This is a genomic window from Dietzia sp. 2505, from assembly GCF_040546785.1.
Taxonomy (GTDB): domain Bacteria; phylum Actinomycetota; class Actinomycetes; order Mycobacteriales; family Mycobacteriaceae; genus Dietzia.
In genome coordinates this window covers 43,757-60,649 of record NZ_JBEPON010000005.1, presented here as the reverse complement: position 1 = coordinate 60,649, position 16,893 = coordinate 43,757, and the positions used below count along the sequence as shown (strand labels likewise).

At 71.0% G+C, this 16,893-nt stretch carries 11 protein-coding genes; 4 read left to right on the top strand and 7 right to left on the bottom strand.

The features are described from left to right. Positions 1 to 94: 94 nt before the first annotated feature. Both ABIE38_RS10985 and ABIE38_RS10980 read right to left on the bottom strand, forming a co-directional pair. The gene (locus tag ABIE38_RS10985; protein ID WP_354056202.1) at positions 95 to 2,608 is read right to left on the bottom strand and encodes a UvrD-helicase domain-containing protein; all 2,514 of its coding nucleotides are present in this window, start codon (positions 2,606 to 2,608) and stop codon (positions 95 to 97) included. A 40-nt stretch (positions 2,609 to 2,648) separates the two neighbouring features. Beyond that, on the bottom strand, positions 2,649 to 4,073 hold the full coding sequence (locus ABIE38_RS10980) for an alanine/glycine:cation symporter family protein (protein WP_354056200.1): 1,425 nt from the start codon (positions 4,071 to 4,073) through the stop codon (positions 2,649 to 2,651). A 58-nt stretch (positions 4,074 to 4,131) separates the two neighbouring features. Between ABIE38_RS10980 and ABIE38_RS10975 the strand changes: the two genes are divergently transcribed. Then, positions 4,132 to 4,410: a chorismate mutase gene (locus ABIE38_RS10975; RefSeq protein WP_107746400.1), complete on the top strand. Its 279-nt coding sequence runs from the start codon at positions 4,132 to 4,134 to the stop codon at positions 4,408 to 4,410. On the opposite strand, the gene ABIE38_RS10970 is transcribed toward ABIE38_RS10975, so the two are convergent. Next, complete coding sequence (locus ABIE38_RS10970; RefSeq protein ID WP_354056198.1) at positions 4,342 to 5,100, bottom strand: DUF5701 family protein; 759 nt, start codon at positions 5,098 to 5,100, stop codon at positions 4,342 to 4,344. The genes ABIE38_RS10975 and ABIE38_RS10970 overlap by 69 nt on opposite strands. A 105-nt stretch (positions 5,101 to 5,205) precedes the next feature. Between ABIE38_RS10970 and pgi the strand changes: the two genes are divergently transcribed. The 3 genes from pgi (at position 5,206) to ABIE38_RS10955 (ending at position 9,392) form a co-directional block, all read left to right on the top strand. Next, complete coding sequence (pgi, locus tag ABIE38_RS10965; RefSeq protein WP_354056196.1) at positions 5,206 to 6,852, top strand: glucose-6-phosphate isomerase; 1,647 nt, start codon at positions 5,206 to 5,208, stop codon at positions 6,850 to 6,852. Between the two features lie 51 nt (positions 6,853 to 6,903). Next, on the top strand, positions 6,904 to 7,497 hold the full coding sequence (locus ABIE38_RS10960) for a dihydrofolate reductase family protein (RefSeq protein ID WP_354056194.1): 594 nt from the start codon (positions 6,904 to 6,906) through the stop codon (positions 7,495 to 7,497). A gap of 143 nt (positions 7,498 to 7,640) precedes the next feature. Further along, a complete protein-coding gene (locus ABIE38_RS10955; protein ID WP_354056192.1) occupies positions 7,641 to 9,392 on the top strand; it encodes an HNH endonuclease signature motif containing protein in 1,752 nt (583 codons plus the stop codon). A 38-nt stretch (positions 9,393 to 9,430) separates the two neighbouring features. Here ABIE38_RS10955 and ABIE38_RS10950 read toward each other — a convergent pair whose 3' ends face one another. The 4 genes from ABIE38_RS10950 to ABIE38_RS10935 form a co-directional block, all read right to left on the bottom strand. After that, complete coding sequence (locus ABIE38_RS10950) at positions 9,431 to 10,186, bottom strand: SDR family oxidoreductase (protein ID WP_354056191.1); 756 nt, start codon at positions 10,184 to 10,186, stop codon at positions 9,431 to 9,433. Beyond that, positions 10,183 to 11,058, bottom strand: coding sequence for a DNA-formamidopyrimidine glycosylase family protein (locus ABIE38_RS10945; protein WP_354056189.1), 876 nt, complete (start codon positions 11,056 to 11,058; stop codon positions 10,183 to 10,185). Before ABIE38_RS10945 ends, ABIE38_RS10950 begins: the two co-directional genes overlap by 4 nt. Before the next feature lie 82 nt (positions 11,059 to 11,140). Then, complete coding sequence (locus tag ABIE38_RS10940) at positions 11,141 to 12,097, bottom strand: cation diffusion facilitator family transporter (protein WP_354056187.1); 957 nt, start codon at positions 12,095 to 12,097, stop codon at positions 11,141 to 11,143. A gap of 64 nt (positions 12,098 to 12,161) precedes the next feature. Continuing rightward, positions 12,162 to 16,865, bottom strand: a complete 4,704-nt coding sequence (locus tag ABIE38_RS10935; protein WP_354056185.1) for an ATP-dependent helicase — start codon at positions 16,863 to 16,865, stop codon at positions 12,162 to 12,164. Between the last annotated feature and the right edge of the window lie 28 nt (positions 16,866 to 16,893).

The following is a 16,893-nucleotide window of genomic DNA, read 5'->3' as shown; positions in this document are numbered from 1 at the left end:
GCCGGGTCGGCTCGTCAGCGTTCGTTCCTGACGTCCGCCCGGCCCGGTCCCGGACCGACCCCCGAGTTCTGAGCGCCCGTACGGGAGACTTCCCCTAGAGCTTCTGCATCGGGACTCCCCCGATGAGCATCAGGCGCACCTTTCCCGACGCGCCGAAGTCGATCGTCGCCGTGGCCCGCGGCCCGCTGCCGTCGCAGCTCAGAACCTTGCCGAGACCGTACTTGTCGTGCGTGACGCGATCTCCGGGCGCCAACTCCAGGGCGGGTGCGGAGGACTTGGCCCGGGGAATCCCGGACGACTTGCCGCCCCCGGAGCCGAACGCACGGCCGGAGCCGTAGCCACCCCCGCCCGTGCCGCCGCCACCACCGAACCGGCGCCGCGGCGCGTACGAGTCGTCGTCACCGAACCCGCCACCGCCGGTCGGTTCCTCACGCTGCCACTCGATCGCCTCCGACGGGATCTCCTCGAGGAAGCGCGACCCGGGGTTGGTCATGGGCTGGCCCCATGACGAGCGCATCATGGCGCGGGTCAGGTAGAGGCGTGTGCGCGCTCGGGTGATGCCCACGTACGCCAGCCGCCGCTCCTCGGACAGCTCCGCCGGGTCCCCGAGCGCGCGCATGTGCGGGAACAGTCCGTCCTCCATGCCCACGAGGAACACCACCGGGAATTCGAGCCCCTTGGCGGTGTGGAGGGTCATGAGGGTCACCTGACCCTGGTCCTCGGCGGGGATCTGGTCGGCGTCCGCCACCAGGGAGACCCGCTCGAGGAAGGCCGCGAGCGAACCGGGCTCGGCGATGCCCTCGTCGAGCTCGGAGTCGGCCTGGTCGGCCACCGCTCCCGCGGCGTCCCCGGCGTCCTCGTCCCCGAAGCCCTGCTCGCGCGCCGAACGCTGCAGCGCGGCCTCGGAGGAGAACTCCCGCCCCACGCCCACCAGCTCGTTCAGGTTGTCCAGGCGGGCCGCGTCCTGCGGGTCGTTGGAGGCCTCCAACTCGGCCCGGTATCCGGTCCGGTCGAGCACGGCCTCCACCAGGGCGCCGACGTCGGGGGCCGAGTCCTCGCCACCGGCGTGGTCGGAGCCGCTCAAGCGCCCGCGGAGCTCGTCGAGAAGTGAGACGAACCCCGCGATCGCCTTGACCGAGCGGGTGGGCAGCAACGCGACCCTGCCCTCGGCAGCGTCCCGCAGGGCCTCACCGAACCCGATGGCCCGCTGTTCGGCATGGACCGCCACACACGCCTCCGCACGGTCCCCGATCCCCCGCCGAGGGGTGTTGAGGATGCGGCGTAGCGCCACCGTGTCGTCAGGGTTGGAGAGCACCTTGAGGTACGCGACGATGTCGCGCACCTCCTTGCGCTCGTAGAACCGCGTGCCCCCGACGACCGTGTAGGGCAGGCCCAGACGGACGAACACGTCCTCGATCACCCGGGAGGAGTTGTTGGTCCGGTAGAACACGGCCACGTCGGAGTACCCGGCGTCCCCGGAGTCCACCAGGCGGTCGATCTCCCCGGCGATGAACCGCGCCTCATCGTGCTCGTTGTCCGCCACGTAGCCCACGAGGAGCTCGCCGGTTCCCTCGTCGGTCCAGAGGTTCTTCTCCCGACGGCCCGGGTTCCGGGAGATCACCGCGTTGGCGGCGGAGAGGATCGTCTGCGTCGAGCGGTAGTTCTGCTCGAGCAGGATCGACCGGGCGTCTGGATAGTCGTGCTCGAAGTCCTCGATGTTGCGGATCGTCGCGCCCCGGAACGCGTAGATCGACTGGTCCGCGTCGCCCACGACGCAGAGCTCCGCCGGTGCCACCCCGGCCGCGGCGTCGTCCCCGGTCCCGGCCGCTCCGCCGACGAGCGTCCGGACCAGGATGTACTGGGCGTGGTTGGTGTCCTGGTACTCGTCCACCATGACGTGCCGGAACCGTCGCCGGTAGTACGCCGCGACCTCCGGGTGCGACCGCAGCAACCCCACGGTCTCCCCGATCAGGTCGTCGAAGTCGAAGGCGTTGGCCGCCTGCAATCGCGCCTGGTACTCGGTGAACACCGCCGCCACGGTCTGCCCGGTCCGGTCCGAGTCCTCCAGCGCACGGTCCATGGCTTCCGACGGCTCGCGCAGCTCGTTCTTGTGGTTCGAGATGGCGGAGGCGAGCATCCGCGGCGTGAACTTCTTGACCTCGAGGTGCTGCTCCTTGGCGATCATGCCGAGCAGGCGACGGGAATCGTCCGAGTCGTAGATCGTGAAGTTGGAGTTGCGCGTGCCCAGCAGCGCGGACTGGGCCCGCAGGATCCGCACACAGATCGAGTGGAACGTGGCCACCCACATCCGTTCGGCGTGAGGCCCCACCAGGGCCGACACCCGCTCCCGCATCTCCGCGGCGGCCTTGTTGGTGAACGTGATGGCGAGGATCTGCCCGGGGTGTGCGCCCCCCTCGGCCAGCAGGTACGCGATCCGCCTGGTCAGCACGCTGGTCTTCCCGGAACCCGCGCCGGCCACGATCAACAGCGGACCGCCGCGGTGCGTGACCGCGGCGGCCTGCTGTGGGTTGAGTCCGTCCAGGAGCGGTGAGTGCGGCGAGGTGGGACCGACGGCGGGACTGGCTGGGGCGGGGGCGGAGTGGGTCATCGTGGCGTCCAATCTACCCACCCGGTCCGACACCCTGTTCTCAGCGCGGACGGTCCCCCATGAACTCCTCGACCTGCGCGGCCGTCGCCGTCAGGGTCGGATCGTTGTCCAGGTAGTACCGCGTCTCCCGCACGATGAGGCCGGAGAGGACCAGGAGGCCGATGAGGTTCGGGATGGCCATCAGTCCGTTCATCACGTCCGCGAAGTTCCACACCACCTCGAGCTCGGTGACCGCACCCACGAACACCACACAGGTGAAGACCATCCGGTAGGGGATGACTCCCCCGGCGCCCACGAGTCGCTCGACACACCGCTCGCCGTAGTACGACCAGCCGAGGATGGTCGAGAACGCGAAGAACGCGATCGCCACCGCCACCAGCTTGTCGCCGTACGGCATCGCCTCGGCGAACGCGTCGGCGGTCATGGTCCCGGCCGTGTCACTGCCCCGCTCCCACACGCCGGAGGTGACGATCACCAGACCGGTGAAGGTGACGACGATGATGGTGTCGATGAACGTCTGGGTCATCGACACCAGGCCCTGGCGGGTCGGGTGGGTGGTCTTGGCCGCCGCGGCCGCGATGGCCGCCGAGCCCATCCCGGACTCGTTGGAGAAGATGCCCCGCGCGACGCCCATCTGGATGGCGTACATGATCGCGGCACCCGCGAAGCCGCCGACCGCGGACGTCCCGGAGAAGGCCTGCGTGAAGATCTGTCCGAAGGCCCCGGGGATCGCGTCGGCGTTGAGCACCAGGACGACCATCCCGCCGAGCAGGTACAGCACGATCATCAGAGGCACGAACCCGGCCGTGACCCGGCCGATGGCCTTGATGCCCCCGAGCAGGACCGCACCGGTGAGGACGAACAGGATGACGCCGGAGGCGACCACTGGGACGCCGAAGGAGTTGTCGAGCTGGGCCGCCACCGCGTTGCCCTGCGTCATGTTGCCGATGCCGAAGCTGGCCAGGACGGCGAAGACGGCGAAGACGATCGACAGGACCAGCCCCACCCGGCCGCCGGTCCTCCCGAACAGCTCGGCGAACCCCCGGTGGAGGTAGTACTGCGGACCACCGGACTGCTCGCCGCGGGCGTCGGTGACGCGGTACCGCACACCCAGGAAGGCCTCCGAGTACTTGGAGGCCATCCCCACGAGGGCGGTGACCCACATCCAGAAGAGCGCGCCCGGCCCTCCCAGTGAGATCGCCGTCGCCACGCCGACGATGTTGCCCACGCCGACGGTCGCGGCGAGCGCGGTGGTCAACGCCTGGTACTGGGTGATGTCACCCGCCCCACCGTCGTCACTACGGCGGACCAGTCCGAGATGGAGCGCGGGCCCCAGCTTGCGGAACTGCAGCGCCCTCAAGCGGATGGTGAGGAATAGGCCCGTGCCGAGGAGCAGCGGGATGAGGACGAAGGGGCCCCAGATCACGGAACCGATGTCCGCGAGAGTCGAGTTCAAGTTCTCCACGGGCGGAAACACTAGACGGTCGCGCGGCCTCCGCGGAAGCAAGTGGGATAATCACGGCATGAACACCGACCCCGCCGGCACGGACGATCCGCTGTCCGAGGCCCAGATCCAGGAACTCCGACTGGAGATCGACCGGTTGGACGCCGAGATCCTGGACGCGATAGTCCGTCGCAGCGAGATCTCCAAGCGCATCGGTCGAACGCGGATGCAGTCCGGCGGCACCAAGCTCGTCCACACCCGCGAGCTCAAGGTCTACGAGCGCTTCTCCTCACTCGGGCAGGAGGGGCAGACCCTCGCCGGGATGCTCCTGCGTCTCGGTCGCGGGCGACTGGGCTGAGTCCCGACCGACCCGACCGGCCGTGGAGGCGAACCCCAACCACGTGTGGTGGTTGTTCGCCCAGCACCAGCCCACCTTCGGCGCGCCCTTGTTCTCCCGGCCGTCGCGGCCCGTCCCCCCGCTGATCCACAGCGCCGGGGTCCGGGCGTCCAGCCCTCCGTCGGCCTTCCGCTTCCGCGATCCGATGCACATGAAGCACCTGCCGGGCTCGAGCGTCTCCGGCTGCTGGAGCAGCCAGCTCACCCCCTCGGAGATGGTCAGCGGAGTGCGCCCCCGCCGGGCGTACTCGGCGTGCGCGTCGGTCGGGGTCCAGTCCAGCATGTCGTCGTCGCGTGTCACGTCCCCGGCCAGATAGAAAGGGGCGTCCGGCACCCGGACGTCGTCGGTGGGTGTGAACTCGGCCAGGTCGGACATGTCGACGACGACGAAGCCCGCCCTCCCACCACGGCGCAGCAGGGTCGCGAGTCGGGCGGCGGACACGAACGACGGATGGACGGCCAGCACCGGCCGACCGGCCCCCGGGTCGGCGGCGGGGTCGGCGGCGGGGGCGGCGGCGGCGAGAGCGGCGACTTGAAGAGCTGTGGCGTGGTCTCGCAGCTGCCCGGCGGTGATCCCGCCGAGCTCGGGCACGCCCAGCTCGATCAGTCGCTGCGCCTGGGCTGAGACGGAGGGGTGGGCTGGAGGAGTCATGGGGGTCACGTGTCTGGAACGGGCGGCGCGGTCCCCGTATTCCCGACTAGCCTCGCAGACGGACGGCGGGCGATCCCCGGGCGGCACGACTGGGCAGGAGCGGCAATGACGGACATCAGCACGACACCACAGTGGTCGGCGATCGAGGATCTCGTACCGACGATCGGCGAGGTGACCCTCCGTGAGCTGTTCGACGCCGATCCGGAGCGAGGTCGCCGCCTTGCGGTCACCGCGGGCGATCTGCACGTAGACCTGTCCAAGCACCTGGTCACCGACGAGGTCATGAGCGCCCTGACCGAGTTGGCCCACGCCGCGCGCCTGCCGGCGCAGCGGGCCGCGATGTTCCGGGGCGACCGGATCAACACGACCGAGGACCGATCGGTCCTCCACACCGCGCTCCGTCTCCCGGCCGAGGCCGAACTCGTCGTCGACGGGCGTGACGTGGTGGCCGACGTCCACTCGGTCCTCTCCCGGATGGCCGACTTCGCCGACCGCGTCCGGTCCGGCGAATGGACCGGGCACACGGGCGCGCGGATCGACACCGTGGTCAACATCGGCATCGGTGGCTCCGACCTCGGACCCGTGATGGTCGACAAGGCCCTGCACCACCTGCAGACCGCGGGCATCAGCGCACGGTACGTCTCCAACGTGGACCCCGCCGACCTCTCGGCCGTGCTCGCCGAGGTCGACCCCGCGACCACGCTGGTGGTGGTCGCCTCCAAGACCTTCACCACCCAGGAGACCATGGCCAACGCCCACGCGGCGCGTCGGCACTTCGTCGAGGCCCTCGGGTCAGAGGAGGCGATCTCCTCCCACTTCGTGGCGGTGTCGACGGCCACCGAGGCGGTGGCCGAGTTCGGGATCGCGGCGGACAATATGTTCGAGTTCTGGGACTGGGTCGGGGGCCGTTACTCGGTGTCGTCGGCGATCGGCCTGTCGGTGATGATCACGGTGGGTCCGCCGTCGTTCGTCGAGCTCCTCGAGGGGTTCCACGCCATGGATCTCCACTTCGCGACCGAGGCACCCGAGCACAACGCGCCGGTCCTCATGGCCCTGCTCGGCATCTGGTACACCTGCTTCCTCGGGGCCCAGTCCAAGGCCGTGATCCCCTACGCCCAGGGCCTCCTGCGGTTCCCCGCCTACCTGCAGCAACTGACCATGGAGTCCCTCGGCAAGTCGGTCCGGCTCGACGGCTCCGACGTCTCCTACCCCACCGGTGAGGTCTACTGGGGCGAGCCCGGCACCAACGGCCAACACGCCTTCTTCCAACTGCTGCACCAGGGCACCCAACTCGTGCCGGTGGACTTCATCGGGGTCGCCCGCCCGGTCTCGGACCTGCCCACCGCCGACGGCGCCGGATCGATGCACGACATGCTCGTGGCCAACCTGTTCGCCCAGTCCCGTGTGCTCGCGTTCGGCAAGACGGAGGACGAGGTGCTCGCCGAGGGCGTCGACCCCGCGCTCGCGCCGCACAAGGTGATGCCCGGCAACCGGCCGTCCACCACGATCCTCGCGCCGTCGCTCTCGCCCGGGGTGCTCGGGCAGCTCATCGCTCTCTACGAGCACGTGGTGTTCGTCCAGGCCGCCGTGTTGGGCATCAACGCGTTCGATCAGTGGGGGGTCGAACTGGGCAAGGCTCAGGCCGGTGAGCTCCTGACCGCTCTGACCGCGGAGAAGCACCCCGGGGAGGGCTTCGACTCCTCGACGGATTCTCTCGTCGAGATCTACCGCGAGGCACGCGGTCGCCGCTGAGCCGGGACCGTTCCGCCCGGCGGTGTCGTAGCCGGGTGCGAGCATGGTCGTATGGGCACTGTCTACTGCACCGCAACGAGTCTGGACGGGTACATCGCCGACGACGAGGAGAGCCTCTCCTGGCTGTTCACGACCTCCGGTGAGGCCGACCCCGCGGGGTACACACCGACCGAGTTGGACCCCACCCTCCCCGACCTCCACTTCGACCGCTTCTACTCCGGCGTCGGTTCGATCGTCTGTGGCGTCAACACCTTCGAGTGGGTCCGCCGCGACCTGACGAAGGACGGCCAACCGTTCGTCTGGCCGTACACCGTGCCGAGCTGGGTGGTCACCCACCGCGATCTCGATCCCGTCGACGGCGTCGAGTTCTTCGCCGGTGACGTCGGCGACCTGCACACTCTCCTGGTCGAGGCCGCGGACGGCGGGGACGTCTGGATCGTCGGGGGCGGTGACCTCGCCGGCCAGTTCGCCGACCGGGCACTGTTGGACCGGGTCTGGATCCACCAGTGTCCGGTCGTCCTCGGCTCCGGGCGCCCACTGTTGCCCCGCCGACTCCGTCTCCACCGCCAGAAGCTCGAGACCCATGGACAGTTCACGGCGATGCTCTTCGACGTGGTGGGCCCGGAGCCCCGAATCACGACCTGAGCTGCGACTACCCCGGTGCCTTCCTCCGCTGCATTCCCGGACGGAGGGCCCGCAGCAGACCCTTGCGTGTTCGAACGTGTGTACGTATAATAGAACGTACATTCGATTCAGGTGACGGAGATGGATAGCTTCGGAGGTGCGGCATGGACGTTGGCGAAGGTCCCTCCTCCCACAGTTCCGACGGCCCCTCCTCCCACAGTTCCTCCGATGTCGATTCGTTGACCGGGCTGACCGCCTCGGCCCGTGCCGGGTGGGCGGCCGAGAATCGCGCCTCCGCCCAGCGGCTGTCTGCCTGTTACGACCTGCTGCTGGAATGCCAGCGCCGCGACGACTCAGGCGCAGGCGCAGGCGCCGGCCAGGATGTCCCACCCGGTCACGCGGTGGTCGACCCGTTCGACGTGGCAACCGGATATGTGGTGGCGGCGATGGCCATCTCCGCCCTGAGAGCCGAATCGATGCTCTCGTTCGCCGCGGACCTGCACCAGCGCTACCCCGCCGTTCTCGCAGCCCTGGCCGCGGGTCGCCTCGACCAGCGCGCGGCCGAACTGCTGGCCCGCCAGATGGCCACCGTCGACCCCGAAGTGCTTCCGCAGGTGCAGCAGGACGTCGTCGACGACTATCTGGCCGCGACGGAAGCCGGCGAACGCCTCGGGCGGCGAGCGGTCCGCGATGCGGTGGACGCGATCATCACCCGCTACGACGCCGACGGAATCCGGAGGCGCAGGGAGGACGCCAGCCGTGCCCGCGGTGTGCGCATCAACAAGGGTGCGGACGGCATGTCCACCGTGTCGGCCATTCTGGCGTCCGAGGAGGCCGCGGTCCTCGCCGAGGCGATCGACCAGCGCGCTGCCGAACACGCCGCCGCCGAGGCCGACGCCGCCGCCGAGGCCGACGCTGCCGCGGCGAGCGCTGCCGCCGCTGAGGCCACCGGCGAATCGGGCTCGGAGCAGGACCCGGACTCCGACTCCGACTCGGACTATCACTATTCCAAGACCGAACGCCGCGCCGATGCCCTGCTGTCCCTGGTGTGCGGCGACAGCCTGCGCACTGGCAGCCAGAACCAACCCGCTGCGCCGTTGCGGCCCAAGGTCACCGTGATCGCCCCCGGCAGCCCCGGCAACAGCGGTGCGGGCGACAGCGCTGCGGGCAACAGCGGCGCCTGCGACGACGACGGGGCGCGGGTGGAGTTCACCCGCACCGGCGAAGCGGCACTGCAGGCTCTTCTGGACATGCTGGTCACGAGCGACGGGGCCAGCTTCGAGAAGGTCGACCCCCGTATCGGCGCCGCCGACGACGCCCGCCGCGCCCTGAAGTACCGGCCCGGTGCCGAGTTGGCCCGCCGCATCAGGCTGCGCGACGGCACCTGCCGCCATCCCGGTTGTGCGGTACCAGCCGATGACTGCGACATTGATCATGTCCGACCCTTCGACCACGCCGACCCCGCCCGGGGCGGACCCACCGAAGAGTGCAACCTGATGTGTCTGTGTCGGCGTCATCACCGGTTCAAGACGTTCTCCGACTGGACTTACGTCCTGCAACCCGATGGCACTCTCACCGTCACCACCCCGGATGGGGCGACCATGACGACCCGACCATCCGGGCCGCTCGGGGCCTACCGCCGCGAGGTCGCCCGCAGTGAATCCCGCGCCTGGGACAGACAGCAACAGCGCAACCCGGACCCGACCACCACGGGCGGTGTCACACGCCCGGAGCCCAACTACTGGACACGCCGAGCGACCCGCCTGGACTCCGAGCGCGCCCGCGCGACCGGCCCGGTCGACACCCGGCCCAGCGGCCGGAGCCGTTGGTGGGAGCGCAACGCGCCGGTCTTCAGCACGGTCGAGCACGACGTCCAGGTCCTGCTCGACGACATCCTCAACCCGCCGCCCTTCTGACCCGTCACCACTCCGGTACGGGCGGGCGGGAGCACCGGTCAGACGAACCTGCGGCTGACCTTCTCCGGAAGAAGCGTCAGAAGGGGGCCGATCGCCTTCCAGGGCTTGGCCGGGACGAGCGATCGAGTGGGTTCGGCGTCGATCGTCTTGACCAGCGCGTCAACGCCCTCGTCGAATTCGGTCATGAGCGAGGTCTTGACCGACCGGTTGATGTCGGTGCGGATGTACCCGGGGAGGATGTCGGTGACCTTGATGCGGCTGCCGGCGCTGTCGAGCTCGGCGTGCAGGCCCTGCGCCAGCGAGGAGACGAACGCCTTGGTGGCGCCGTACGTGTTCTGGGCTTTGGGCATGCCGCGCAGCGAGCTCACGGACGAGATGAACACCAGGTGCCCCTCACCCCGCGTGTGCATGAGCTCCATCGCTGCCTCGGCCTGGTTGAGGGTGCCGATCACGTTGACCATCGCGGTCTCCCGGTTGGCGTGCGCCTTCCCCGTACCGATGGACGCACCTTTCCCCAGACCTGCGTTGAGGACGAAGCGGTCGATCCCCCCGAGCTCCGCGTCGAGCTCGGCGAACACCCGCTCCACCGCGTCGCCGTCGGCCACGTCGAGTTCGCGGACCGCCACCGTGATCGAGGGGTTGGCCGCCAGCAGTTCGGCGCGGAGTTCTTGGAGTCGCTCGAGACGCCGGGCGCACAACGCCAGATTCTTGCCCTGTGCGGCCCAGCGACGGGCCATGCCCTCGCCGAGTCCAGCGCTGGCTCCGGTGATCAGGATCGTGTTGCGGTCGGTCACAGGTTCTCCTCCGTTGGCGATGGCCCCAGTGTGGCACGCGCCGGCTGACACGACGGGCAGCGGTAGGCGATGCGATCGAGCGAATCGCTCGGCTCATCCGGGTCGGCGAGACCACCCAGTCGGAACGTCTCCACCTCGGTCCCGCACCTGCGGCACGGCTTACCGTCCCGCCCGTACACCCACAACTCCCGCCCGCGTCGCGTGTCCCCGGTGGTCACCCGGACCGCGCGGTCGGCGTTGGCGAGAAGCATCCGCCGGGCGAGCACAACCACGGCGCGCAGGTCCGGCACCGACTCCACCGGCTCCCGCGGGTCGAGGCCCCTGAGGAAGCACAGTTCGGCGCGGTACACGGTGCCGATGCCGGCGAGATTGCGCTGGTCCAACAGGGCCTCCCCGATCGTCCGGGACGGCCTCTCGCTGATCCGCCGGATCACCTCGGCGACGCTGGCGTCCGGGTCCCAGTCCTGCCCCAACAGGTCGGGGCCGAGGTGGTCGACCGCCCGGGTGGCCTCTGCCGGATCCAGCGCGCGCAGCAACCCGAGTTCGGTACCCACCACCTCGACCTCGTCGGCGCGCAGGAGCAACCGGACGGTGTGCGCGGGGAACCGCCACCGCTCCCCCGCCTTGTGGATGTGGATGCGGCCTTCCATCTTCAGGTGGATATGGAGGGTGACCGGGTCCCGACCCTGCGCGTCGGGGCCGACGACGACGAAGAGGTGCTTGCCCCGAGACCGGGCGGCCACCACGGTCCTGCCCCGCAGATCCACGGCCGCGAACCGGGGAACCCGGAGCTCGGTCCTGTCCAGGGTCCGCCCGGCCAGCGCCCGGTGGACCCGTGCGGCCGCCCTGTAGACGGAATCGCCCTCCGGCACCGTTGACTCCTCTGCCCCTTCACCTCTGCCCACTGGCCGGGTGTGCGCACCATGGTGCCCTGAACCGAGCCGGGCTGCCGGTTCACCATCCCGGTTGTCGACACTCCACGACGCCGGCGGTCTCGAGCTGCACGGTCGCATGTTCGATGCCGTGGCCCTCACGCAGGACGCGTCGCGCCTCGTCGAGGACTCCGGCATGGGGAACTCCGGGGGCGGTCACGAGGTGGACGGTTCCCACGTCCATCCCCGAGGTCAGCGTCCACAGATGCAGGTCGTGCACCTCCTCGACGCCGCAGACCGACGCGAGTTCGGACTCCACCGCTGCGGGGTCGACCCCGGCGGGCGCGTGCTGGGCGAGGACAGTGACGACCTGTCTGCCGAGCATGACCGCGCGGACGACGATGAACACGGCGATCGCCACGGCCACCACGAGGTCCCACACCGTCGAGTCCGTCGCGCGGATGAGCAGCGCGGCCGCGATCACCCCCACCGATCCGGCCGCGTCGGCCATCACCTCGAGGTAGGCCCCGCGCACGGCGAGACTCTCGGAGGACCCACTGCGCAGCAGGAGCAGCGAGATGATGTTGACGACCAGCCCCAGTGCGCCGACGAGCAACATGGTTCCGGTGGCGACGGGGGCGTCCGACCCGAGCCGCCTGAACGCCTCGACCAGCACGTAGACGCCCATGCCGGACATGATGAGCACCGCCAGGCCGGAGGCGAAGATCTCCACACGATAATGGCCGAACGTGCGTCTCCCGGAACGGTCCGGCCGCGACGCGATCACCGTCGCCGCGAGCGCCGCACCCAGCGCCACCACGTCCGCCGCCATGTGGCCGGCGTCGGAGAGCAGTGCCAGGGAGCCGGAGATGAGGCCCGCGATCAGCTCGACCACGAAGAACACCGAGGTCAGACCGAAGGCGCACGCCAGCCTGACCCGATACCGAGCGCCGGCGTGACCGGTCGGGCGGGAGTGGCCTGAACCGCTTGCGTAGCCGGAACCGTGCGCGTGGCTCCCGTGTGCGTGCCCGACCCCCATGCGATTCGCCCTCCCGCTGATATATGCATTGATGCGCATATCTTAACTCTTCGGGGCGGTTCGCTCAACGCCGGATGCGCAACCCCTTCGGCGTGGCACCGAACCCGGCGTTCTCGAAGGCTGCTGCGACCGGCGAGGTGTGGACGGGTTCGCCGGCGATGGTGGCGACGGTGAGCGGGCCGACGGCGCCTGATCGCACGACTGCGGCCAGCGCGGAAGCGGCGAGCGGCACGGCCTCTGCCCGGTCGTCCAGCACGAGGACGGTCCGGCCCCCGCGTTCGACGAACAGGACACACAGCCCGTCGACCAGCACCACGAGCGCGCCGGCCTTCCTGCCGGGACGGTGCCCTGATCCGCCCTCCGCACTCGGTGGCCAGGGCAGCGCGGCGCCGTACGGGTTGGCCGGGTCCGTGGCGGCCAGGACCCGGACGACCGGCTCATCTGTGCCGGAGGGCCAGCGGGCGTCGTCGGCTGTGTCGTCGTAGGCGCGTAACCGGTCGATCGTGTTACCCGCGGCGAACTGGGCGGCACCGAGACCGTCCACGAAGTAGCCGCGGCGGCAGCGGCCCGAGTCCTCCATCTGCGCGAGGACCTTGTAGACGGCGGCGAACCCGCCCGGGATCTCCTCCGCCTCGACCGCGCCCCGGGTCACCACGCCGTGACGCAGCAGGAGGGTCTCAGCCCAGGCATGGGCACGCAGGGTCGCGTCGGTGACAGGCTCCGGCACCAGCGACCAGCGCCCGGCGAGCACGGGCGGCGTGCGCGTGCCGGCGGCCATCGCACCGTTCAGCTGGGCCATGGAGGTCCGGCCCAGGCGGGCCCGACGGGGGCGGGCCGACGCCCGCGGCGAGCGGTGGGCGGTGCCCGAGCCCGACGAGCCGCCGCCGGCCAGGACCGCTCGCAACGGTGCGAACGTGTCATTGGTGACCACTCCGTCCCACACCAGGTCCCAGAGCGCGTCGCGGACGACCGCCTCGGTGATGGCTGGCCCGGTGTTGGCTGGCCCGGTGTTGGCTGGTCCGGCGACCTCGGGGGGCTCCCCGGTCGACTCCTGTGCAGTCGCCTCCTTGACCGCGGCCACCACGTCCCGGAAGAACAGGGCACCGCCGCGCAGCGACTCGGCCACCGCGAGGTGGACGGGTCCCTCCGGTTGCGGGCGATCGAGCGGGAGGGTCGCGCCGGCGGTGTCGGCCGGGTGCAGCGAGATCCAGCCGTCGCGGGACCCCGCCCGGCCGCGTCCGCTCCAGATCACCTCTCCGCCGGCGAGCAACTCGTCCAACATCGCCGGAGAGTAGTCACGCACCCGCGGCGCCAGGACGAGTGGCTCGAGCGCGGAGGCGGGCAACGCCAGGCCGTCGAGTTGCTCGACCACGGCGAGTACGCCGTCCACGCCCGACTCGGTCCCGGAGGCGGCCCCCAGGCTCTGCCAGCCGGGCAGGAACCGGGCGAGCGCGGTGTGCGAGACCGGCTCGATCTGGCTGCGCAGTGCCGCGAGGGAGCGCCGGCGGATGTGGCGCAGCACCTCGGCGTCGCACCACTCGGGGCCCGAGGCCCCCGGGCGGAACTCGCCGGCCAGCACCGTCCCGGCCGAGGTCAGCCGATCGAGCACCCCGCGGGCCACGGCCACACCCAGGCCGAAGCGCGACGCCAGGGTGTCCACCGTGAACGGACCGTGGGTTCGTGCGTAGCGCCGGATCAGTTCGCCGAGAGGGTCGTCGACGTCGCCGAGGAAGGCCGAAGAGACCCCGGGCGGAGGCGGGACCCCCAGGCCGTCGCGGAGCCTGGGTACGTCCTCGATCCCGGCCCACCAGGTCCGGCCGGCGTGCTCGACCGTGACCACTCGGAACGACCGCGCGAGGGACTCCAGCCAGCCCGGGACGGCCTCCTGCTCCGTGGACCGCTCGGCGATCTCCTCGACCGTCAGCGGGCCGAGGAGGCGCAGCAGGTCGGCCACGGCCTCCGCGTCGCGGGCCGCGCGCTCGGGTTCGAGATGCTGGAGCCGACGTTCGATCGAATCCAGCACCTCCACGTCGAGAAGCTCCCGGAGCTCCACGCGGCCCAGGAGCTGACCGAGCAGGGTGGGGTCGATCGCCAGCGCCGCCGCCCGTTTCTCGGCCAGCGGGGAGTCACCCTCGTAGAGGAACGCACCCACGTAGTCGAACAGCAGCGACTGCGCGAACGGCGATGCCCGGGGGGTGTCGACCTCCACGATCCGGACCGTCCGCGAGTCGATCTCCCGCAGCAGACGTTCCAGCGCGGGGACGTCGTACACGTCCTGGAGGCACTCGCGCACCGCCTCGAGGATCATGGGGAAGTCGGGGTAGCGGCGCGCCACGTCGAGCAACTGCGCCGACTTCTGTCGCTGCTGCCACAACGGGGCCCGCCGGCCCGGGTCCAGCCGCGGGAAGAGCAGGGCCCGCGCCGAGCACTCACGGAACCGGGACGCGAAGAGCGCGGACCCTCCCACGTGGGTGGTGACCAGGTCGACGGCCTCCTCGGCGCCGAGGGCGAACGTCTCGGCGCCCGGGCGGGCGCCCGCCTCGCCGTCGTCGACAGTGTCCGGGACCCGCAGGATGATGCCGTCGTCGGACACCACCGGGACGGCGTCGAACCCGTGGGCGGCGGCGAGCCGCGCACGCACCGCCTCCGCCCACGGCCAGTGCACGCGCGCGCCGAACGGCGAGTGGAGCACGATGCGCCAGTCCCCCACCTCGTCGCGGAACCGCTCCACCACGAGGGTCGTGTCGCTGGGGAGATGCCCGGTGGCCTCCCTCTGCTCGGCCAGGTAACGCCGGAGATTGGCGACCGCGTTGTCGTCGAGTCCGGCGGCGGCGAGGCGGGGCCCCACCTCGTCGTCGGACCCGTGCCCCACCTCGCGCAGGAACCCGCCCAGGGCGCGGCCCAGCTCGGCGGGCCGACCCTGGTCGTCACCCAGCCAGAACGGCAGGCGTCCCGTCCCGCCGGGCGCGGGCGTGACCAGCACCCGGTCGTGCGTGATCTCCTCGACCCGCCAGCTCGAGGCCCCGAGGGCGAACACGTCGCCGACCCTGGACTCGTAGACCATCTCCTCGTCGAGCTCGCCGACCCGCGTCGCCTTCTCCCCCACCATGAACACCCCGAACAGCCCGCGGTCGGGGATGGTGCCGCCCGAGGTGACGGCGAGCCGCTGGGCTCCCGGGCGGCCGGTCAGGCTCCCGGCGTCGCGGTCCCACACCAGGCGGGGCCTGAGCTCGGCGAAGTCCGCCGAGGGGTACTTCCCCGCCAACATGTCGAGTGTCGCCTCGAACGCCGACCGTGGCAGCCCGACGAACGGAGCGGTCCGACGCACGGCGGCGAACCAGTCCTCGACGTCGATCGGCTCGAGCGCGCATGCGGCCACCGTCTGCTGCGCGAGGACGTCCAACGGGTTGGTGATGACCGACATCGCCTCGATCGCGCCGGCGACCATCCTCTCCACCGCCACCGCACTGTGGAGGAGGTCGGCGCGGTGCTTCGGGAACACCGCCGCGCGGGAGACCTCGCCGACCTGGTGACCGGCGCGGCCCACACGCTGGAGCCCCGAGGCCACGGACGGTGGCGACTCGACCTGCACGACCAGGTCCACCGCACCCATGTCGATTCCCAATTCGAGCGACGAGGTGGCCACCACCGCGCGCAGCCGACCCGACTTGAGGGCGTCCTCGATGAGCGCCCGTCGCTCCTTGGACACCGATCCGTGATGGGCCATGGCCAGCTCCGCCGGGGCGCCGCGCGAGACCTCGGACGGCACCATGATCTGCGCGGGCGGGCGGGCCGGCGCCGGCGGCAGCGACCCCGGATCGGTGTCCTCGGCGTGGATCTCGTTGAGTCGCGCGGTCAGCCGCTCGGCCAGGCGTCGGGAGTTGACGAACACGATCGTCGAGCGGTGCGCCGTGACCAGGTCCACCACCTGACGCTCGACGTGCGGCCAGATCGACCCCTCGCCCGGGGTGCCGGGCGGCGCCGTGACGTCCGAGCCGGCCGAGGACAGGTCCGCCATGTCCTCCACCGGCACCCGGACCGTGAGCTCGAAGCGCTTGTCTGATCCCGGCGCCACCACCGTGACCGGCCGCTCGCCCGCGAGGAAGCGGGCCACCTCGGAGTGCGGCCGGACGGTGGCGGACAGGCCCACCCTCCGGGCGGGGGTGTCCAGCAGGTCGTCCAGTCGCTCGAGACTGAGGGCGAGGTGGGCGCCGCGCTTGCTGGCGGCCACCGCGTGGATCTCGTCGATGATCACGGTGTCGACCGTGGCCAGGGTCTCCCGCGCGGCCGAGGTGAGCAGTAGGAAGAGAGACTCGGGAGTGGTGACCAGCACGTGCGGTGGCCGCGACCGCTGCCGCCGGCGTTCCTCGGGCGGGGTGTCGCCGGTGCGGATCCCCACCGTCACCTCCGCGGGCTGGACACCCAGGGATGCGGCCTCCCGCGCGATCCCGGCGAGCGGCGCCCGGAGGTTGCGCTCGACGTCCACGGCCAGCGCCTTGAGCGGGGAGATGTAGAGGACACGGGTGCCGGGCGAGGGCGCGCTGGTGCTGGCGCTGTCGCCGTCGCTGTCACCGCCCAGCATGAGCCGGTCGAGCGAGTCCAGGAACGCCGACAGGGTCTTGCCCGACCCCGTGGGGGCCACGACGAGCGTGTGGGCGCCGCTCGCCAGGGACGCCCACGCCCCCTCCTGCGCGGGGGTGGGCCGGTCGAACGCCCCACGGAACCACGAGGCTGTGGCCGGGTGGAACCGCTCCAGTGCGTCGGACATGAACTCATGATGTCGCACGCCTACGACA